This window comes from Enterococcus sp. DIV0086 (genome assembly GCF_050498705.1).
Taxonomy (GTDB): Bacteria; Bacillota; Bacilli; order Lactobacillales; family Enterococcaceae; genus Enterococcus; species Enterococcus faecalis.
In genome coordinates this window covers 504,234-524,633 of the sequence record NZ_JBNIDN010000001.1, presented here as the reverse complement: position 1 = coordinate 524,633, position 20,400 = coordinate 504,234, and the positions used below count along the sequence as shown (strand labels likewise).

At 36.9% G+C, this 20,400-nt stretch carries 19 protein-coding genes; 17 read left to right on the top strand and 2 right to left on the bottom strand.

Features of this window, described 5'->3' with window-relative positions:
- Positions 1-5 precede the first annotated feature (5 nt).
- The 11 genes from IGI63_RS02460 (at position 6) to IGI63_RS02410 (ending at position 13,059) form a co-directional block, all read left to right on the top strand.
- Positions 6-605 carry a TIGR02536 family ethanolamine utilization protein gene (locus tag IGI63_RS02460; protein ID WP_429975247.1) on the top strand — a complete coding sequence of 200 codons (600 nt, stop codon included), beginning with the start codon at positions 6-8 and terminating at the stop codon, positions 603-605.
- Between the two features lie 12 nt (positions 606-617).
- Positions 618-881 carry a EutN/CcmL family microcompartment protein gene (locus IGI63_RS02455; protein WP_002357519.1) on the top strand — a complete coding sequence of 88 codons (264 nt, stop codon included), beginning with the start codon at positions 618-620 and terminating at the stop codon, positions 879-881.
- A 12-nt stretch (positions 882-893) separates the two neighbouring features.
- A complete protein-coding gene (eutH, locus tag IGI63_RS02450) occupies positions 894-1,994 on the top strand; it encodes an ethanolamine utilization protein EutH (RefSeq protein WP_429975246.1) in 1,101 nt (366 codons plus the stop codon).
- Positions 1,995-2,006: 12 nt separating this feature from the next.
- Positions 2,007-2,450 carry an ethanolamine utilization protein EutQ gene (locus IGI63_RS02445; RefSeq protein WP_002357522.1) on the top strand — a complete coding sequence of 148 codons (444 nt, stop codon included), beginning with the start codon at positions 2,007-2,009 and terminating at the stop codon, positions 2,448-2,450.
- An 88-nt stretch (positions 2,451-2,538) separates the two neighbouring features.
- The gene (locus IGI63_RS02440) at positions 2,539-2,967 is read left to right on the top strand and encodes a CoA-binding protein (RefSeq protein ID WP_192189697.1); all 429 of its coding nucleotides are present in this window, start codon (positions 2,539-2,541) and stop codon (positions 2,965-2,967) included.
- Between the two features lie 204 nt (positions 2,968-3,171).
- The gene (gene parE, locus IGI63_RS02435) at positions 3,172-5,229 is read left to right on the top strand and encodes a DNA topoisomerase IV subunit B (RefSeq protein ID WP_002381887.1); all 2,058 of its coding nucleotides are present in this window, start codon (positions 3,172-3,174) and stop codon (positions 5,227-5,229) included.
- Positions 5,230-5,241: 12 nt separating this feature from the next.
- A complete protein-coding gene (gene parC, locus IGI63_RS02430) occupies positions 5,242-7,704 on the top strand; it encodes a DNA topoisomerase IV subunit A (protein ID WP_002357527.1) in 2,463 nt (820 codons plus the stop codon).
- A gap of 289 nt (positions 7,705-7,993) precedes the next feature.
- The gene (pflB, locus tag IGI63_RS02425) at positions 7,994-10,240 is read left to right on the top strand and encodes a formate C-acetyltransferase (protein WP_002357529.1); all 2,247 of its coding nucleotides are present in this window, start codon (positions 7,994-7,996) and stop codon (positions 10,238-10,240) included.
- Between the two features lie 76 nt (positions 10,241-10,316).
- A complete protein-coding gene (gene pflA / locus IGI63_RS02420) occupies positions 10,317-11,081 on the top strand; it encodes a pyruvate formate-lyase-activating protein (protein ID WP_002357530.1) in 765 nt (254 codons plus the stop codon).
- 95 nt (positions 11,082-11,176) lie between these two features.
- A complete protein-coding gene (locus IGI63_RS02415) occupies positions 11,177-12,103 on the top strand; it encodes a manganese-dependent inorganic pyrophosphatase (RefSeq protein ID WP_002360265.1) in 927 nt (308 codons plus the stop codon).
- Between the two features lie 71 nt (positions 12,104-12,174).
- Positions 12,175-13,059: a DUF1803 domain-containing protein gene (locus IGI63_RS02410; protein WP_016626662.1), complete on the top strand. Its 885-nt coding sequence runs from the start codon at positions 12,175-12,177 to the stop codon at positions 13,057-13,059.
- A 58-nt stretch (positions 13,060-13,117) separates the two neighbouring features.
- Here IGI63_RS02410 and IGI63_RS02405 read toward each other — a convergent pair whose 3' ends face one another.
- Complete coding sequence (locus tag IGI63_RS02405; protein WP_002361848.1) at positions 13,118-13,669, bottom strand: DUF2179 domain-containing protein; 552 nt, start codon at positions 13,667-13,669, stop codon at positions 13,118-13,120.
- Between the two features lie 180 nt (positions 13,670-13,849).
- Between IGI63_RS02405 and cls the strand changes: the two genes are divergently transcribed.
- On the top strand, positions 13,850-15,310 hold the full coding sequence (gene cls / locus IGI63_RS02400; protein WP_429975245.1) for a cardiolipin synthase: 1,461 nt from the start codon (positions 13,850-13,852) through the stop codon (positions 15,308-15,310).
- 94 nt (positions 15,311-15,404) lie between these two features.
- Here the strand turns inward: cls and IGI63_RS02395 are convergent, their stop codons facing one another.
- On the bottom strand, positions 15,405-16,070 hold the full coding sequence (locus IGI63_RS02395; RefSeq protein WP_429975244.1) for a cyclic nucleotide-binding domain-containing protein: 666 nt from the start codon (positions 16,068-16,070) through the stop codon (positions 15,405-15,407).
- Between the two features lie 196 nt (positions 16,071-16,266).
- On the opposite strand from IGI63_RS02395, the gene IGI63_RS02390 reads away from it, so the two are divergent.
- From IGI63_RS02390 to IGI63_RS02370, 5 genes are read left to right on the top strand one after another with little or no spacing between them, the layout of a single operon-like run.
- Positions 16,267-17,190 carry a phosphate/phosphite/phosphonate ABC transporter substrate-binding protein gene (locus tag IGI63_RS02390; protein WP_429975243.1) on the top strand — a complete coding sequence of 308 codons (924 nt, stop codon included), beginning with the start codon at positions 16,267-16,269 and terminating at the stop codon, positions 17,188-17,190.
- 38 nt (positions 17,191-17,228) lie between these two features.
- Positions 17,229-18,002, top strand: coding sequence for a phosphonate ABC transporter ATP-binding protein (phnC, locus tag IGI63_RS02385; RefSeq protein ID WP_429975242.1), 774 nt, complete (start codon positions 17,229-17,231; stop codon positions 18,000-18,002).
- Complete coding sequence (gene phnE / locus IGI63_RS02380; RefSeq protein ID WP_002360273.1) at positions 17,999-18,778, top strand: phosphonate ABC transporter, permease protein PhnE; 780 nt, start codon at positions 17,999-18,001, stop codon at positions 18,776-18,778. Before phnC ends, phnE begins: the two co-directional genes overlap by 4 nt.
- Positions 18,775-19,557, top strand: coding sequence for a PhnE/PtxC family ABC transporter permease (locus IGI63_RS02375; RefSeq protein ID WP_429975241.1), 783 nt, complete (start codon positions 18,775-18,777; stop codon positions 19,555-19,557). Before phnE ends, IGI63_RS02375 begins: the two co-directional genes overlap by 4 nt.
- A gap of 1 nt (position 19,558) precedes the next feature.
- On the top strand, positions 19,559-20,377 hold the full coding sequence (locus tag IGI63_RS02370) for a metallophosphoesterase family protein (RefSeq protein WP_002389125.1): 819 nt from the start codon (positions 19,559-19,561) through the stop codon (positions 20,375-20,377).
- The last annotated feature ends 23 nt before the right edge of the window (positions 20,378-20,400 follow it).

The following is a 20,400-nucleotide window of genomic DNA, read 5'->3' as shown; positions in this document are numbered from 1 at the left end:
GGACAATGAACGTTTCTGAAATGGAAAATTTGATTCAACAGATTACTGATCAAATTTGTCAACAATTGCTGTCGTCGTCTTATTCAGTGGCTTTAGCAGAAGCAAAAGAAGCATTTCCTGAAGAAATGTTTATTCGTTTTCCTGATGTAAATTGGGTAACCAAGGAGCAGAAGCTAGCACGAGGTTTGGTTGTAAAGAGGCTAACGATTTCCCAAGTAAATGCGATTGCGCATTTACAGGAAACAGATGAATTAGTCAAAAACATCTTAGCATTCTTATTTGAAGGTAAGCCGGTATTGGTTTTAACCCCAATACCTTCAGTGACTAAAAATTCACGATTGAAGTATCGTTTGAAACGAACGATTCAGGAAAACGTGGACACGTGCCAACAGTTTGGGCTGATTTTTTATCATGATTCAGAAAATTATGCTATGTTTCAGGCGGCCTGTCAAAAACAACTTCGTTCTTTGGCTGAGACCAAACGAACCTACATTACTGAAAAACAATTGATAAGAATGACAGAAGCAGGTGTTTCTTTAAGTAAAAACGCCTATTTAACCCCGTTAGCGAAAGATTATGCTAGGAAACATCAATTGCTGACGTAAGGAGGAAAAACGATGCTTTTAGGAAAAGTGACTGGTAGCCTTTGGTCAACAAGAAAAGATGAAAAATTAAATGGCTGGAAATTTATGATGGTTGATATTTTGAATCAAGAGGACGAAAAGCAAGGATTTTTAATTGCTGCTGACAACGCTGGAGCTGGTGTCGGGGACAAAGTGTTAATTAGTCAAGGCAATGCTGCCCGTATTTCGGCAGAAGATCCGAATGTCCCAATTGATGCAATGATTGTTGGTGTCATTGATTCTACAGAGGAAGAATAGGGAGGACGAGACATGAGCATTAATGAAATTATTATGTATATTATGGTTCTTTTCATGATTATTGGAGGAATCGATAAATGTATTGGCAACAAACTAGGTTTAGGGGAGCAATTTGAGGAAGGGATTATGGCTATGGGTTCTCTAGCGCTTTCTATGGTAGGGATTATCACTTTAGCGCCTGTCTTAGCCAATCTTTTAAGTCCGATTGTCGTTCCTGTCTATGAATTACTAGGGGCTGATCCAGCAATGTTTGCCACAACCTTATTGGCCAATGATATGGGCGGCTTTGCGTTAGCGCAACAATTAGCCAATGATCCACAAGCTGGTTTATTTGCGGGGGCAATCTTAGGCGCAATGATGGGGCCAACGTTAGTCTTTACAATTCCAGTAGCGCTTGGCATTATCCAAAAAGACGACCAACAATTCTTAGCAACGGGTGTTTTGAGCGGGATTATTACAATTCCTTTTGGTTTATTAGCAGGTGGTTTAACAGCTGGCATGCCATTGTCATTGATTATTCCTAACTTAATTCCAATTATTATTGTTGCCGCTTTAATTATTTTAGGTTTATGGTTAGCGCCAAAGGGCATGATTAAAGGCTTCCAAATTTTTGGCCAAGGCGTAGTGATTGTCGCTATCTTTGGTTTAGTTGTGGGGGCGATTCAACTATTATTAGGAATTACAGTGATTCCTGGCATTGCACCAGTTACTGAAGGAATTGAAGTCGTTGGCGGGATTGCTTTAACTTTAGCTGGCGCTTTCTGTTTAGTAGCTGTGATTACGAAAGCCTTTAATAAACCATTGATGAAACTAGGAAAAGTTTTAGGAATGAATGAAGTAGCGGCTGCAGGAATGGTTGCTACATTAGCTAACAATATTCCTATGTTCCAAATGTTAAAAGACATGGATAATCGAGGAAAAATTATTAATATCGCTTTTGCTGTTTCGGCTTCTTTCGTTTTAGGTGACCACCTTGGTTTTACTGCAGGCGTAGCAAAAGAAATGATTTTTCCAATGATTGTTGGCAAATTAGTTGGAGGGATTACCGCCATTTTTGTGGCTATCTTTATGGCAAATCGAATGCTAGGGAAACCCGAAACAGAAGTGAAATAATGAGGTGTAAATATGACAGAATTAAATCGTGAAATGATTGAAACGCTTGTTCGACAAATTGTCACAGAAAAATTAATGCCGACTAAACAAGTGGATCCAAGTGGAATTATGTCCATCAAATTACCCGAAATCGACGTAACAGAAGACGATCGCTTAGATACAGGCAACCCAGCGGACATTGTTTACACAAAAGATCTGTTTTCTTTAGAAGAAAGCCCGCGCCTTGGTTGCGGTTTAATGGTGATGAAAGATACCACCTTCGACTGGACACTAGAATACGATGAAATTGATTATATTATTTCAGGACAATTAGATATACTGATTGACGGACGTAAAATTTCTGCAACAGCCGGCGAAATTATTTTAATCCCGAAAAGTAGCAAAATTCAATTTTCAGTGACGGGTGATGCCCGCTTTGTCTACGTGACTTATCCAGCAGATTGGCAAAGCCAATAATTATTTTACCGGTATTCAGAGAATAATTTTGCCAAAACCCTTTACTCAGCGTTATAATAGATAAGAACGAAAAAAAGGGGTTGAGTGAATGACATTTGAGAATCCAAGTCAAAATCAAATTTTTGATATTTTAAAACAAGCAAAAAATATTGCGGTGGTTGGTTTGAGTAACAAGTCCGACCGTACGAGTTACAAAATTGCGGAAATTTTACAGCAACATGGCTATCGTGTATTGCCTGTCAATCCAGTTTTAAAAGGTGAAACGGTGCTTGGTGAAACGGTTTATGGGGCATTAACAGAGATTCCTGAAAAGATTGATATTGTTGACGTCTTTCGGCGGAGTGAATTTTTGCCAGAAGTGGCCGCAGAAACATTGAAAACAGAAGCGCCTGTCTTTTGGGCCCAACTAGGTTTGGAAAACGAAGAGGCAGCGAACTTGTTATTAAATGAAGGTCGTCAAGTTATTATGGACCGTTGTATTAAAATTGAATTGGCAAAAATGGCAGATGCTGAATAAACACGTGTAATTTTATAAAGAAAGAGCGTCCTGAACGGAAAGCTCTTTTTTTTTTGACCCAGATAGAGTATTATTGTAATGATGGTTTTAGAAGGAGCGAACGGAAAACGCAAGAAACCGGCTCACTCTTCTTCTAATTCTTTAAGAAATAGTTAATGTACGCTTATTAACTAAACGAGAATCTAAGTATAAGGAGTTTTTTCTTTGGCTAAAAAAATTAACAATGAGTACAATGATGCCTCTATTCAAGTCCTAGAAGGATTGGAAGCAGTGAGGAAAAGACCTGGTATGTATATCGGTTCAACCGATAGCCGTGGACTCCATCACTTAGTCTATGAAATTGTCGATAACGCAGTCGATGAAGCGTTATCTGGCTACGGGAATGAAATCAACGTAACTATCCAAAAAGATAATAGTATTTGTGTTGCAGACTCTGGCCGCGGAATGCCAACAGGGATGCATGCTTCTGGTATCCCAACAGTAGAAGTAATTTTTACTGTCTTACATGCGGGTGGTAAGTTTGGCCAAGGTGGCTATAAAACTTCAGGCGGACTCCATGGGGTGGGTGCCAGTGTTGTTAATGCCTTATCTAAGTGGTTAGAAGTTCATATTGTTCGTGATGGCGTAGAATACATGGAACGATTTGAGGACGGCGGTAAACCAGTTGGTACCTTAAAAAAAATCGGCAAAACAAAAAAACGCAACGGCACCTCCGTTACTTTTTTACCTGACGACACCATTTTCTCTACGACAAATTTTTCTTACGAAATTTTAGCAGAACGTTTGAGAGAATCAGCTTTCTTACTAAAAGGCGTCAAAATTACTTTAACGGATGAACGTGGGGAAGAACCCAAAGAAGAAGTCTTTCACTACGAAGAAGGCATTAAAGAATTTGTTGCCTATCTAAATGAAGAAAAAGATACATTAACACCCGTTGTTTATTTTTCAGGAGCCAAAGAAGGTATTGAAGTTGAATTAGCTTACCAATACAACGATGGCTATTCTGAAAATGTTTTATCTTTCGTTAACAATGTCCGCACAAAAGATGGCGGTACCCACGAAGTCGGTATGAAAACGTCAATGACAAAGGCGTACAATGAATATGCACGTAAAGTAGGACTATTAAAAGAAAAAGATAAAAATTTAGAAGGTAGCGACTTCCGTGAAGGCTTAGCAGCCGTCCTTTCTATTCGAGTACCAGAAAACTTACTACAGTTCGAGGGCCAAACCAAAGGGAAATTAGGTACACCTTTAGCAAGAACCGTTGTCGATAACGTCGTAGGCGAACAAATGGGCTTCTATTTACAAGAAAACAGTGAAATGAGTCAATCATTAATTCGGAAAGCGATTAAAGCCCGTGAAGCCCGTGAAGCGGCTCGTAAAGCCCGTGAAGAAAGCCGGAACGGTAAAAAACGGAAAAAAGGTGAATCGTTACTTTCTGGAAAATTAACACCGGCTCAATCCAGAAATCCTAAGAAAAATGAATTATATCTTGTCGAAGGAGACTCGGCCGGTGGTTCAGCAAAACAAGGACGCGATCGGAAATTCCAAGCCATTTTACCGCTACGAGGAAAAGTCATTAATACGGAAAAAGCGAAAATGCAAGACATCTTGAAAAACGAAGAAATCAATACTATGATCTATACAATTGGCGCAGGCGTTGGTCCTGAATTTTCAATTGAAGATTGTAATTATGATAAAATCATCATCATGACCGATGCGGATACCGATGGTGCCCATATTCAAGTGTTGCTATTAACGTTCTTCTATCGTTATATGAAACCATTAATTGAAGCCGGCAAAGTCTACATTGCCTTACCACCTCTTTATAAAGTTTCTAAAGGAACTGGAAAAAAATCAGTCATTGAGTATGCTTGGACCGATGGTGAATTGGCAGAAGTGATTGATAAAGTTGGTAAAGGCTATATGCTCCAACGCTATAAAGGTCTGGGGGAAATGAATGCAGAACAACTTTGGGAAACAACGATGGATCCTGAAACTAGAACCTTAATTCGTGTTCGGATTGATGATGCAGCTCAAGCAGAACGCCGTGTGACCACATTAATGGGCGACAAAGTCGAACCTCGTCGAAAATGGATTGAACAACATGTTCAATTTACGTTGGAAGAAGATGGCAGTATTTTAGATCGTTCAGAAGAAGACACTTCTGCACCAACAGGAGAAAGTCTTTTAGATGCGGAAAAAACAAAAGAAGCAGAACAAACCGATGACACTGAAATCAGTTTGTTTGACATAGAGTAGGGAGTGACAATTTTGGAAAAACGCCAAGAAGTTCAAGAATTAACCCTTGAAGAAGTAATGGGCGATCGTTTTGGAAGATATTCCAAATACATCATTCAAGAACGGGCCCTACCAGATATTCGAGATGGGCTAAAACCAGTACAACGCCGCATTCTCTTTTCAATGAATAAAGACGGCAATACCTTTGATAAAGGCTTTCGTAAATCAGCAAAATCTGTCGGAAACATTATGGGGAATTATCATCCCCATGGCGACAGTAGTATTTATGAAGCGATGGTCCGTCTAAGTCAAGACTGGAAATTACGGGAAGTACTAATTGAAATGCACGGAAACAACGGAAGTATGGATGGCGACCCACCAGCGGCGATGCGTTATACAGAAGCTCGTTTATCACAGTTAAGTGGTGAGTTGTTAAAAGATATCGACAAAAATACCGTCGATTTCGTCTGGAATTTTGACGATACAGAAAAAGAACCCACTGTTTTACCAGCCAAATATCCTAATTTATTGGTAAACGGCTCAACGGGGATTTCAGCAGGCTATGCAACAGAAATTCCTACGCATAATTTAGCGGAAATCATTGATGGAACTGTGTATTTAATTGATCATCCTAATGCAAGTTTAGAGAAATTAATGGAATACATTCCAGGACCAGATTTCCCAACAGGTGGGATCCTACAAGGAAAAGCAGAAATTAAAAAAGCCTACGAAACCGGCCGTGGTAAAGTAATTTTACGTGCGAAGACAAAGATTGAGCCCTTAAAAGGCGGCAAACAACAAATTGTCATTTCTGAAATTCCTTATGAAGTCAACAAAGCAACGCTAGTGAAGAAGATGGATGAAATCCGTTTAAATAAAAAAGTAGACGGCATTGCCGAAGTTCGTGACGAAAGTGACAGAACTGGCTTGCAAATTGTTGTTGAACTAAAAAAAGATGTCAATGCAGAAGGTATTTTAAATTATCTATTTAAAAACACTGAATTGCAAATCAATTACAACTTTAACATGGTAGCCATTGACAACATGACCCCGCAACAAGTGGGACTAAAACGGATTTTAGAAAGTTACATTACGCATCGCAAATCAGTTATCATTAACCGTTGTCAATTTGAGTTGGACAAAGCTCGCAAACGTGAGCATATTGTTGCTGGTTTAATTAAAGCATTGTCTATCTTAGATAAAGTGATTGCAACAATCCGTGGCAGTAAAGATAAAAAAGATGCGAAGAAGAACTTAGTATCCGACTATGCGTTTACTGAAGAACAAGCTGAAGCAATCGTTACTTTACAGCTATACCGTTTAACTAATACAGATATTACTGATTTACAAGAAGAAGCGAAAACTTTAGAACAACAAATTGCTGAGTTATTGAACATTTTAAACAATGAAAAAGAACTATTCTCAGTCATGAAAAAAGAACTTCGCGAAGTTAAAAAGCAATATGGCAATCCGCGCTTAACTCAAATTGAAGAGGAAATCCAAGAAATCAAGATTGAAACAGCCGTGTTAGTTGCGCAGGAAGACGTGGTCGTAACCGTGACGCACGAAGGCTATATCAAGCGGAGTAGTATTCGTTCTTATACAGCATCAAAACCAGAAGAAATCGGCATGAAAGAAGGCGACTTTTTATTATATGCTGGCGAAGTCAATACATTAGATCATCTTTTACTAGTAACAAATAAAGGGAATATGATCTATCGCCCCGTCCATGAGTTGCCAGATTTACGCTGGAAAGAAATTGGCGAACATATTTCTCAAACCATTTTAAATCTTGCTATCGATGAATCGATTATTGCTGTATATCCTTATAAAGAGTTAAGTCCGACAAAAACCTTTGTTTTCATTACAAAAGCTGGCATGATTAAACAAACCAAAATGGCTGATTTTGAGCCTTGGCGCACTTATAAGAGCCGCCCGACATCTTGTATGAAATTAAAATCAGACCAAGATGAAATTACCAATGTTTATTTAACAAATGATCAAGACTTATTGGATGTTTTCCTCGTTAGCAATCGCGGTTTTGGCTTACGTTATCCATTATATGAAGTACCAGTCGTGGGTAGTAAAGCGGCTGGAGTTAAATCAATGAACCTCAAAGAAGACGATTATGTCGTTAATGGTTTACTGGTTCATTCTGAAGGGGATACACCGATTGTCATCGTTACCCAACGTGGCGGTGTTAAACGCATGTTAGCCCAAGAATTAACACAATTAGGACGAGCAAAACGTGGACTAATGGTCTTGCGGGAATTGAAGAAAAATCCACATCGTGTTGTCTTTATGTCTGAAAGTACCGATTTAGATTTATTAGTTACTACGCAAAAAGGCACACAAGAAGTTATTCAGTCGAAAAACTATCCAATCAGTGAACGAACATCCAACGGTTCCTTTGTCATCGATGAACAAAAAGATGGCCAAGTAATGGAAGTCCACGAGATGCATTCTGCAGTGATTGAAGAAGAACAAACAAACTAAACTGTGTTATAAATATCTCCACAGCAGCCATCTGTATTAATACAGATGGCTGCTGTTTTTAATACAGAAGTACATTTTTCACAAGTGATAACAACTATAAATCGTTCTTATTTTCACAAGTATAAATGTTTATATATCAGCGTTTAGAATCTTCGCTCCCCATTTATTTATTAAGAAAGTGCAATAAATAATAAAAAAACGCTTGCATCTAAAAGGTTATGTGTTATACTAATCACATAAAGCTGTTACATACAATCAAGTAGCAGTTAACTAAGGAGGCAAACACTTCATGAAACAATGGGAAGGCTTTAAAGGCGACAAATGGAGAACAAGCGTTGACACTCGTGATTTTATTCAAAACAACTACACAGAGTACAAAGGCGACGACAGTTTCTTAGAACCAATCGCTCCAAGCACTGACAAATTATGGACAAAACTACAAGAATTATTTGAAATCCAACATGAAAAAAATGGCGTTTATGACATGGATAGCGATATCCCAGCAACTATTACGTCACATGAACCTGGTTACTTAATCAAAGAAGAAGAAAAAATTGTCGGTTTACAAACAGATGTACCATTAAAACAAGCATTTATGCCATTCGGTGGTATTAAAATGGCGAACAATGCCTTAGTTTCAAATGGTTATGAAACTGACGAAGAAATGACAAAAATCTTCACAGAATACAGAAAAACACATAACCAAGGTGTTTTTGATGCCTACACAGCTGAAATGCGTTTAGCACGTAAAAACAAAATCATTACTGGTCTTCCAGATGCTTATGGCCGTGGCCGTATTATCGGTGACTATCGTCGTATCGCATTATACGGTATCGACTACTTAATGGAACAAAAGAAAAAAGATCATGATAACACTGGTAACAAAGAAATGACAGACGATGTTATTCGCTTACGTGAAGAAATTTCTGAACAATACCGTGCGTTAAATGACTTAAAACAAATGGCTGCTTCTTATGGTTTCGATATTTCTCGTCCTGCTGCAAATGCGCAAGAAGCAATCCAATGGTTATACTTTGGTTACCTAGGTGCCATTAAATCTCAAAATGGTGCGGCAATGTCAATTGGTCGTATCTCAGCATTCTTAGATATCTATATCCAACGTGACTTAGAAGCAGGTTTAATCACTGAATTTGAAGCACAAGAAATGATTGACCATTTAATCATGAAATTACGTATGGTTAAATTTGCACGTACACCAGAATACAACCAATTATTCTCTGGTTATCCAATTTGGGCAACATTATCTATTGCTGGTATGGGTATTGACGGTCGTTCATTAGTTACCAAAAATGACTTCCGTATCTTACACACATTAACAAACATGGGACCATCTCCAGAACCTAACTTAACTGTATTGTATTCTTCTCACTTACCAGAAGGTTTCAGAACATATGCAGCTAAAATCGCGAAAGAAAGCTCATCTATCCAATTTGAAAACGATGACTTATTACGTGAAAACTGGGGTTCTGACGACTGTGCAATCGCATGTTGTGTTTCTGCAACAGTTATGGGTAAAGATATGCAATTCTTCGGCGCTCGTGCGAACTTAGCGAAAGCTGTTCTTTATGCAATTAACGGCGGGGTCGACGAAAAAACTAAAATGCAAGTAGCACCAAAATATCGTCCAATGACTGGTGACAAATTAGATTACCACGAATTCATGGAACGCTATAAAGACATCTTAGACTGGTTAGCTGAATTGTATGTTAACACATTAAACATTATTCATTATATGCATGATAAATATGCATATGAAGCACCACAATTAGCTTTAATGGATACTGATTTACAACGGACATTCGCAACTGGTATTGCCGGAATCTCTCATGCGACTGATAGTATCATGGCAATTAAACACGGTGAAGTAGAAGTAATCCGTGACGAAGATGGTATGGCAATTGATTATGTACCAACAAAAGAATTCCCAACATACGGAAACGATAACGAAGAAGCCGATGCAATGGCTAACTGGATTTTAGATTACTTTATGACACAAATTAAACGTCAACACACATACCGTAACTCTAAACCAACGACTTCATTATTAACAATCACTTCAAACGTTGTTTATGGTAAAGCAACAGGGAACACGCCTGACGGACGTCGTGCCGGCAAACCTCTTGCACCAGGTGCGAACCCAAGTTATCAAGACGGTAAATTCTTAGGTGAGAAAAATGGCTTGTTAGCTTCATTAAACTCAACAGCTCGTTTAGAATATACAATCGCTTTAGATGGTATTTCTAATACACAAACCATCAACCCTAATGGTTTAGGTAAAGACGACGACACAAGAATTAACAACTTACGTAACGTATTAGATGGCTACTTCGATAAAGGTGGTTACCACTTAAACGTAAACGTATTTACAAACGAATTATTATTAGATGCACAAGCACATCCAGAAAAATATCCAAACTTAACTATCCGTGTATCTGGATATGCCGTGAAATTCCGTGACTTAACTCCTGAACAACAAGCAGACGTTATTTCAAGAACTTCACACGACAGACTATAAAAAACATTTACATTATTTAACTGAAAGGGTGACATTCAACGTGTCATCCTTTTCGTTTGAAAGAAGAGGGATCATTATGACAACACCAGTTACAGGTAGAATTCATTCAACAGAAAATTTTGGTACCGTTGATGGCCCAGGTGTCCGTTTTATCGTATTTACACAAGGGTGTCGCATGAGATGTCAATTCTGTCATAATCCAGATACTTGGAAAATTGGTTCCGGTGGTCGTGTGGTGACGACTGACGAAGTATTAGAGGAAGCATTACGTTTTCGCTCTTATTGGGGCGAAAAGGGTGGTATCACTGTCAGTGGTGGTGAGCCGCTATTGCAAATGGACTTTTTAATCGATTTATTTAAAAAAGCCAAAGCACAAGGCATTCATACAACCTTAGATACGTGTGGCAAACCTTTTACTCGGGAAGAACCCTTCATTAGTCAATTTGATGAATTGATGAAGTATACAGATTTACTCTTATTTGACATCAAACATATTGATAACGAGCAGCATAAACTGTTAACAACGCAATCAAATGATAATATTTTAGAGATGGCTACCTATTTATCTGAAATTGACAAACCTGTTTGGATTCGCCACGTATTGGTGCCTCAACGTAGTGATTACGACGAATATTTAATCCGTCTGGATGCCTTCATAAAAACATTAAACAATGTAGATAAAGTTGAAGTGCTTCCTTACCATACGATGGGCAAGTACAAATGGGAAGAACTAGGTATTCCTTATCCATTAGAAGGAATTGAGCCTCCTAAAAATGATCGTGTTGAAAATGCGAAAAAACTACTACATGTCGAGGACTATCAAGGTTATCTAGCACGTTAACAAACGAAAAAATAGAAAAGAAGACAATTTTTTTGTTGTTTCTTTTCTATTTTTTGTTATCATTAAGAGTGAATCAAAACCAAGGAGTGTGTATTATGTCAAAAATTTTAGTTTTTGGACACCAAAATCCTGATACAGATGCTATCGGAGCAGCAATTAGTTTTGCTTACTTACAAAAAGAATTAGGAAAAGAGACAGAAGCTGTCGCTTTAGGAACACCAAGTGAAGAAACTCAATATGCCTTAGATTATTTTAATATTGAAGCACCACGTGTTGTCACTGAAGCAGCTAGCGAAACAAACCAAGTCATGTTAGTGGATCATAACGAATTCCAACAAAGCATTTCAGATATCGCTGAAGTAAACATTTTAGCAGTAGTGGATCATCACCGGATTGCCAACTTCGAAACAGCAGATCCATTGTATTATCGTGCAGAACCAGTAGGGTGTACCAGTACAATCATCTATAAAATGTTTAAAGAAAATAACGTGACAATTCCAGCTCAAATTGCTGGTATGATGGTCTCAGCGATTATTTCTGATACATTATTATTTAAATCACCAACTTGCACACAAGAAGACATCGATGCAGCGCACGCCCTAGCTGATATTGCTGAAATTAATTTAGAAGGCTATGGTCTTGACTTATTAAAAGCAGGAACAAATTTAAGCGATAAATCAGCTGAAGTTCTTTTAGATTTAGATGCTAAGAGCTTCCCAATGAACGGCAAAACAGTTCGCGTTGCTCAAGTAAATACCGTCGATTTAGCAGAAGTTTTAGATCGTCAAGCTGAATTAGAAGCAGCTATGGCCGCAGAAAATGCAGCCAATAATTATGACTTGTTTGTCTTAATTATTACGAATATCCTAGACAGTGATTCTGAATTATTAGCGATTGGTGCGGAACAAGCCAAAATTGAAGCAGCGTTCAATGTAACATTAGTTAACAATCGTGCGTTCTTACCAGGCGTTGTTTCTCGTAAAAAACAAGTAGTACCACAATTAACAGAAGTCTTTAACTAAAACCGTAAGCGCCTAAGCAACGCGATAAATTCCTTGTTGCTTAGGCGCTTCAATAGTAAAGGGGCGTTAACATGAATGATTTAGCAATTTACTATCATTCTCCGCAACAAACGAAACAATACAATCATTTGCTCAACCAATCACTTTTTTTCCCTCTTGTTACTTTTATGTATGAACATCGAGAAGAAAGAATCATTTTAAGACAATTAAAAGCGGCCTTTGCAACAGAAGCCAAGTTAGAACAATTTTTATCAGAAATGATTGATTGTCAGTTAATCATTCGGGAAAATCGTCAATATCGTTTGAATTTTCCTATTTATACGGCAGCTGAAGTTGCGAGTTTGACCTTGGCTGAAGACGAACTTCCTAAGTTTAAAGGAACTGTAACAGAGCAATTATTTTGGCTAACTGAATCTTTTTGGCCACAAGTGTTTCCAGAAGAGGAAGACTATTTTTTTGGCGTGAGCGGTGGCCTCTCATTTTATCAAAAACAAAGATTGGCCTCGGCACAACTATCTATAATTACGCTTGAAAAAGAAAAGACAGAGGTTCCAACAATGCCTCGTTATTTTGATTATTTGGGCAAAGAGGAAGCCTTGCCAGAAGCCTTCAGCGCTTTATATGACTTGCTAGGGGACGTAAATCCTGAATACTATCTTTCGCAAGCGAGAAGAGTCATTAAACAAGCTCTGCGAGGCCGCAAAGTCAGTACTGTGCCTAATATTTTTCAAGAAAGTTTGCACTTGACCCAAGTGATTACGATTGACCAGGACCACTTAAAACTCCTTTTACCAGTAGCAACGGAACAAGCCGAGCCTTTAGAAGCACAGTCGGATATTCTAGCATTTTATTATGAAAAAATTGCTAACCGATCGGCCATCGAACGCTTAGTTTTTATGCAACAATTGATTGAGCAACTAGGTACGAACTCTCTAAGTTATCTTAGAATAAATTAAAGTTACGATAATTTTATTATGTAAACTAAAAATCAATAACAAGAAATGACGCCGCTTCTTAGTGAGAAATGGCGTCATTTCTTTTGCGAACTTTTTTCGTCCAAAAACCACCGGAAATGAACTTAGGCTCATAGGAAATGATAAATGCTCTCGGCTCTAATTGATTGATTAATTTGTACAATGTACGTTCGTTTTTTCTTGGGGAAAGAATTTCTAAAACCATTCGTTCTCCTTCGCGTCCGTAGGCGACACTTTGCGTAACACCATAGCCGTGTTCACGAAGTGTTTCTGGTAAATGAAATTGTTCAGTAGTAGAAGGGAGGATAACCGATACCATAATATAACCCAAGGCCAAATAGTCTTCGATTTTAATTCCTACACTAATGCCAACAGCGTAACCAAGCGCATAAACAAGTAAATTTAAAGGATTGTCTAACCGATTCAGAACCATACTCAGCCCTAAGACATAAATTGTTATTTCAGCCATACTAACCAGCGGTGCAATAACCCGATAACCTTTCATCGTTAACATAAAACGAATAGTATTTAAGGTAATATACGCAAAATTAATGATAAAAATCATGGCTAACATTTTCAAATCAACGACCATAAAATAAGTACCTCTTTTCAAAATCTTTACATCCAGCCCTCATTATAGTACAGAAAAACTGAGAATCAAAGGCGAAACACTTATAGAAATGAATTCTTTTTTGAATACTCGCTCATATTATTCGCCTAATTTAACTGTTATTTGATATAATCTTAGTATGAAGTAAGAAGGAGGTAAGCAATGAAAATTTTTGTTTGGATTTTGTTATTTTTATTAGTAATTAACGTTATTGCTGCCTTAATTACTGTTTTTAGAAAACCTCGTAGTATTTCCAGCGTTTTAGCATGGATGATGACGTTGATTTTCTTGCCTGGTATTGGCTTTATTATTTACTTATTCTGTGGGCGAGGTATCGATGGACAAGAAGTTTTTAAATTGTCTGATGATGAAAAACAAATGGTTCAACGAATTAAAGAAAAAGTGGACATCGATAACAAAAAAGCAGGGCGCGATAAACGTTATGATTTACTTTATGATGCGAAAGTTTTAAATCGTTATTTCCGGAATATGGACGCATCACCGTTGGCCAAAAGAAATAGTTTGCAATTATTCACAGATGGCCAAGAAAAATTCCAAGCATTATTTGAAGATATTCGTGCAGCGAAAGAAACCGTTCATGTGGAGTATTATGCGTTTTTTAATGACACAATTGGCAATCAATTTTTAGATGTATTAATCGAAAAGTTGCATGAAGGCGTGGAAGTTTACTTAATTTGCGATCCTTGGGGTTCACCCGGCGCAAATAAAAAGTTTTTTGCTCGTTACGTTGACGCTGGAGGAAAAGTAGCTCCCTTTATTACTTCTCGCGATATGATCCGTAAAACACGTCTAAATTATCACTTGCATCGAAAAATTGTTGTCATCGATGGGAAAATTGGCTGGACCGGCGGGTTCAATGTTGGGGATCAATATTTGAATGTCACCGAAAAATTTGGTTACTGGCGAGATACCCATATTCGTTTGGTCGGGACGGCCGTATTTTCATTGCAAGAGATATTTATCATGGATTGGAATGCTTCAGTCAAATATCCTGAAGAACGTATGACGTATCATGAAAAATATTTTAAATTACCAGAAGATCATGAAGTGGAGCATTTGTCCTTACAAGTTGTTTCAGATGGTCCTGATTCAGAAGAAGAAATTTTGAAAAGCGGGTTTGTTCGGATGATTTTTTCTGCAGAAAAGAGTGTCTGGATTCAAACACCGTATTTAATCCCTGACGATAGTATGATTAATGCGTTGTTAGTGGCGGTTCGTTCAGGTGTCGACGTGCGAATTATGATTCCTTGTATGCCTGACCATCCCTTTATTTACCGCGCAACACAATATTACGCGAATTACTTACACAAACGCGGCATTAAAATTTATATTTATGATAGTGGGTTTATTCATGCAAAAACAATGGTGATTGATGATGAATTAGCTATGGTTGGGACAACAAACCAAGATATTCGCAGTTATTCATTGAATTTTGAGGTAAGTACGTTTATTTACAATCCCGACATTGCGTGGATGTTAGCGCAAGTCTTTGAAGAAGATATAGAAAAAAGTGTCTTACTAACCGACGAGATAATTAAAAAACAAGGGTACTGGCTACGCTTCAAGCAAAACTTTTCACGCTTGTTGTCCCCAGTCTTGTAAAAAATATCTTTTAAACAGCTGTACGCTAGTCAAAGAATGATTAACTAATAAAAAACTAAGAAATTAGATAAAAATCTAATTTCTTAGTTTTTTTTTATCGTTTCATTTTTGCTATATCTGTCAATTTTTCTGGATTAAGGATGAGGTACTCTTGTTGCTCTTTTTGAATGAGGCCCTCTTTTTTAAATTGTGTAATGAGGCGTGTTAAATGACGATAACTAACGTTTAATGTAGTTGCACAAGTGGTTAGTTTACAATTGAAATAACTATTCTTTTGATGCGCTAAAATATATTTTGCTAAGCGAACATCAACAGGCTCTATCAAAGAGGAAGCCAGAAGTGCACCAGAGTTAAGTCGCTCACTTAAGGTAAGACAAATGGTTTGTAAAAAAAGTAAATCATTCTGTAACACTGTGCGGTGTTCATTTAACGGAATACATAAACAAAGACACGCAGTATTAGCCAAAACATTACTTTTTGGTGATTTTTTCCATAAAGAAGAGGCTTCGCCTAAGAGCGCAATTGGGTGAGTATAGCTGATGCAAACTTTCTGGTCTTCTAATGTAGGCGTATAAATCATAACATTTCCTTCCAAAAGAAAGTATAAATGGTTAGAGGATTGATCGAGTTCAATTAAATGTTCGAATTTTTCAAATGTTACTAATTGGCCAATTTCTGCTAATGGTGTATCCATGTAACTCTGCAATTGATATAAATCAATATATTCTTGTAATTTCTGTCTATTTTTCAAATATTTCATAAAAACTGTCAGCACCTTTATTTATTGTTAGCTTCATTATAAAATATTTCCAGATAAAAAACGAATATTTTTTTGTTATTTTTGTTAATTGTATGTAAATAAAGTGTAAATAAGGACTTGTGTCTCTATTTAATACTTTAAAAGTTTGCTATGATTTCCTTTGTAAACGAAACATTTATTTTTAGGAGGAGAAAAAATGCGTTTAAAAAAAGTGACATCAATTGTTTTGGGAAGTTTACTTATTCTAGGGTTAAGCGGTTGTGGCATGAGTCAAGCAAAGAAAAAAGAAGTAACATCAGATAAATTAGTTGTTCAATTTGTGCCTACGAATAATGATGGCAGTATGGAAGCGAAGACAAAACCTTTTGCAGAATATTTGTCAAAAAAATTAGATCGTGAAGTGGAAGTAACCTTAGCAACAGATTACTCGACGATTTCTGAAGCAATGGATTCTGGAAAAGTAGATTTAGGAATCATGCCACCTGCAGCCTACGTACGTGCAAAAGATATGCACGCGGCGCACGCGATTTTAACTTCACAGTTGAAAGATTATGATCAAAAAACAGGGAAGCCTTTAGACAATGTTTTAGCGACAACCTTTAAAGGTGAAGTTTTAGTCCGTAATGATAGTAATTTAAAAGAATTAAAAGATTTAAAAAATAAAAAAATCGCAACATTGAATCCTAATTCTGCAAGCGGCTATATTTATCCTGTCGCTGAGTTAAAAGATTTAGGAATTGATCCCGTACAAGAAGCTACTTTAACGACGGTAAATGATATTCCCAGCGAAATTACTGCCGTTTTAAACGGCCAAATGGATGCAGCCTTTGTTTTTGAAGGAGCGCGAAATGTTTTTAATGCAGCCTTTCCAGGTAAAGATTTAACCAAAGAATTACGTGTCCTTTATTTAACAAAAGGTGATATCCCTAACGATGCCATTGCAGTCAATCCAAAAATGTCAACTGATCTAAAAGAAAAGATCAAAGAAACATTTTTAGAGATGAAAAATGACCCTGAAGGAAAAGAAGCTATGAATTTATGGGGGCATTTAGGTTATGAAGAAGCAGCAGATGATGCATATAATACAATCCGTGCATATACAGAAAAAGCAGCAGAATAATCACTAAGACTAATCTAATCAATTAAAGGAGTATCAAAATGATTGTTTTTACTAATGTATCTAAAACCTATCCAAACGGGGTACAAGGATTACAAAATATTAACTTGACAATTAAGGAAGGCGAAATTGTTGCCATTATTGGTTTGAGTGGTGCTGGGAAAAGCACCTTTTTGAAGTCGATTAATCGACTAGTGGAAATAACGGAAGGTGAAATTCATATAAACAATCAGTCAATTACTCAGGCTAAGAAAAAAAAGCTGCGCTTGATTCGCCGACAAATTGGTCTTATTTCACAAAATTTTAATTTGGTAAAACGCAGCTCTGTACAAAAAAATGTTCTCTCTGGGCGTTTGGGCTATTACTCTACTTGGAAAAGTATCTTTGGCTTATTTACTAAGGATGACTATCAAAAAACAACGGCAGCTTTAAATGCTGTCGGACTTGTGGATAAACTGCATACACGTAGTGATGAATTAAGTGGCGGACAGCAACAACGTGTCTCTATTGCACGTGCGTTGGTTCAACAGGCGCCGATCATCTTGGCAGATGAACCCGTAGCTTCATTGGACTCTATTATGACAAAAAAAGTGATGAACGATTTACAAACGATTAATCAGACACTAGGGAAAACTATCGTTATAAATTTACATTCTGTTTCTTTAGCACGGGAGTATGCCACAAGAATTATTGCTTTAAAAAGTGGTGAAGTTGTTTTTGATGGGATTCCAGAACAATTGACTGATACTCGTTTAGAAGAAATTTACGGAATGGCAATCTTTGAAGAAGTAGAAATGGCGGAGAACAACGTATGAAGATAAAAGATACTATCCATTTTCTATGGTATAAAAAACTATTTATATTGTTTATTATATTTATTTGTATAGAAAGTAGTATTGCTGTTACTGGTGCGGATTTTACTGAAATTCTTACTAATTTCAGCCAAATTGGTCGCTTTTTGCAGCAATTTTTCCCACCAGACTTTTCATTTTTACCCAAAATTATTACACCTTTAATCAAGACATTGGAAATCTCTTTTTTAGGCACGATACTAGGATTCCTTTTAGCAGTTCCTTTTAGCTTTTTAGCCTCAAATGTTGTCACAAAAAACAGAATAGGGTTGTTAATATTAAGATTTTTTCTAAGTTTGATTCGGACAATTCCGACACTTTTACTTGCGGCATTAATGGTGGCGATTTTTGGTATTGGTGAAGCAACAGGTGTCCTGACAATTACCATCTTTACTTTTGGTATGTTATCACAATTAATGTTTCAGGCAATTGAAACAATTGATTTAGGGCCAATTGAAGCTACCGAAGCAACAGGAGCCACTCAATTACAAATTGCTGTATGGTCTATTTTCCCGCAAGTAGCCAGTCAATTTTTTGGGTATGCTTTTTACGCCTTTGAAGTAAATGTTCGTGCATCCACAGTATTGGGTTATGTAGGTGCTGGAGGCATTGGGATTATTTTAAACACCTCCCTTTCTTTAGCTAAATATGATCGCGTGGGTATCATCATTCTAGTCATATTGGTAATGGAAATAGTTGTTGATTGGTTGAGTGCATATGTTAGGAGAACGTTATTATGATCATAACAGAAATAAGTAAAAAGAAAATAGTATCAACAGTAGTACTAATTTTACTATTTTTCATTACACTTACACGAATCGATTATACAGGACTTCAAACATTTTCTTTAAAAATGGCGATAGATGTATTTATTGGATTGGGTCATCCAGATTGGTCCTTTGTCTACGATGGGAGTGGGGAAGATTTAGTAAGTTTACTTATTTTAACGGTTGCAATTGCTTGTTTGGGTACTTCTTTTGCAACTGTATTAGCAATACCAGTAACTTTATTTAGTGCCGTTAATTTGTGGCCATCTGCACCTTTTTTAACAAAGATTGGCAAGCTTGGTATCCATATTTTACGCGCTTTTCCAGAATTAATTTTAGCAATTATTTTTGTAAAAGTCTTGGGGCCCGGCCCATTTGCTGGAGTAATGGCAATTGGTGTTCACCAAATTGGGATGTTGAGTAAGTTGTTCACAGAAGAATTAGAAAGTATGGATGAAAAATTGATCGAAAGTATGGATGCTGTGGGGGCAAATTTTTGGCAAAAGTTATTTTATGTGCGAATCCCTTCTTTACTACCTATTTATAGCTCTCTGATATTAAATCATGTTGAAATTGCTATTCGAAGTGCAGCTACTTTAGGCTTAGTAGGTGCTGGGGGCATTGGAGCACCATTAATTTTTGCGATTCAAACAAGAAATTGGAGTAAAGTGAGTATTCTATTAATAGGTGTTGTATTGACAATTTTTGTTTTAGATCAAGTAACAGAATTAATTAGAAAGAAATTGAGATAGTATGGATATTTTACATTTATCAGATATTCATTTTCGTAGAAATTATGAAAAAGCAAAAGATGGTTATAAAGGAATGTTAACCAAAATGGAAAATCCGTTGATTCGCTTAGAGTCCTCTTTAACCAGTCTATTAAAAATAAAAAAAATTGATTTAGTAATTATCAGTGGTGATCTCACAGAAGACGGTGAGCCAGAAGACTATGCTTTTTTAAAACAAAAGTTACAAACTATCTTACAGGGAATTCCGATGATTGTGACATTAGGAAATCATGATATAAAGAAAAACTTTCGAATTGGTTGGCTTAATCAAATAGGAACTGAACGACCGTATAACGTTGTACAAACTTATCCAGAATTTCACATTATTAGTCTAGATAATTCAGAACATGACAATCCTGATGGCCATATGAATAAGGAACAAAAAGATTGGTTACAAACAACTTTAAAAAAATTGTCAGATAAGCCTATCCTGTTAGTCATGCATCATCATTTGTTAAGGGAACAAAGTAGTATGCCGACATTGCCAGAAGCAGAGGAAACCATTCAATTATTAAAAGGTTCTGATATTTTAGGTGTATTAACTGGCCATACACATCATCCGTATTTACACCACATAAACGGGATTCCCTATTATACGGTAGCTGGCATGTCTTTTGTTGGCGAAGATGAAGGTCAGGGGATTGTAAGGTTTGAAGAAAATTATGGCTATAACCTATATTCTATTGACAAAGGTCGGTTTACCCATTTTCAAGTAAATTATTATAGAACAGACAAACTATTAGCTAAATTAAACATGCAGATAGATAGCTCTGTTTTATAATTACACAATAACATACCATAGTA

Excerpts from the sequence above, each read along its gene's own strand:
- IGI63_RS02395 (WP_429975244.1), bottom strand. The coding sequence starts at position 16,070 with ATGAAATATTTGAAAAATAGACAGAAATTACAAGAATATATTGATTTA.
- phnE (WP_002360273.1), top strand. The coding sequence starts at position 17,999 with ATGAAGATAAAAGATACTATCCATTTTCTATGGTATAAAAAACTATTT.
- eutH (WP_429975246.1), top strand. The coding sequence starts at position 894 with ATGAGCATTAATGAAATTATTATGTATATTATGGTTCTTTTCATGATT.
- IGI63_RS02460 (WP_429975247.1), top strand. The coding sequence starts at position 6 with ATGAACGTTTCTGAAATGGAAAATTTGATTCAACAGATTACTGATCAA.
- IGI63_RS02410 (WP_016626662.1), top strand. The coding sequence starts at position 12,175 with ATGAATGATTTAGCAATTTACTATCATTCTCCGCAACAAACGAAACAA.
- IGI63_RS02455 (WP_002357519.1), top strand. The coding sequence starts at position 618 with ATGCTTTTAGGAAAAGTGACTGGTAGCCTTTGGTCAACAAGAAAAGAT.
- IGI63_RS02445 (WP_002357522.1), top strand. The coding sequence starts at position 2,007 with ATGACAGAATTAAATCGTGAAATGATTGAAACGCTTGTTCGACAAATT.
- phnC (WP_429975242.1), top strand. The coding sequence starts at position 17,229 with ATGATTGTTTTTACTAATGTATCTAAAACCTATCCAAACGGGGTACAA.
- IGI63_RS02370 (WP_002389125.1), top strand. The coding sequence starts at position 19,559 with ATGGATATTTTACATTTATCAGATATTCATTTTCGTAGAAATTATGAA.
- IGI63_RS02390 (WP_429975243.1), top strand. The coding sequence starts at position 16,267 with ATGCGTTTAAAAAAAGTGACATCAATTGTTTTGGGAAGTTTACTTATT.
- cls (WP_429975245.1), top strand. The coding sequence starts at position 13,850 with ATGAAAATTTTTGTTTGGATTTTGTTATTTTTATTAGTAATTAACGTT.
- IGI63_RS02440 (WP_192189697.1), top strand. The coding sequence starts at position 2,539 with ATGACATTTGAGAATCCAAGTCAAAATCAAATTTTTGATATTTTAAAA.
- IGI63_RS02415 (WP_002360265.1), top strand. The coding sequence starts at position 11,177 with ATGTCAAAAATTTTAGTTTTTGGACACCAAAATCCTGATACAGATGCT.
- IGI63_RS02405 (WP_002361848.1), bottom strand. The coding sequence starts at position 13,669 with ATGGTCGTTGATTTGAAAATGTTAGCCATGATTTTTATCATTAATTTT.
- pflB (WP_002357529.1), top strand. The coding sequence starts at position 7,994 with ATGAAACAATGGGAAGGCTTTAAAGGCGACAAATGGAGAACAAGCGTT.
- IGI63_RS02375 (WP_429975241.1), top strand. The coding sequence starts at position 18,775 with ATGATCATAACAGAAATAAGTAAAAAGAAAATAGTATCAACAGTAGTA.
- pflA (WP_002357530.1), top strand. The coding sequence starts at position 10,317 with ATGACAACACCAGTTACAGGTAGAATTCATTCAACAGAAAATTTTGGT.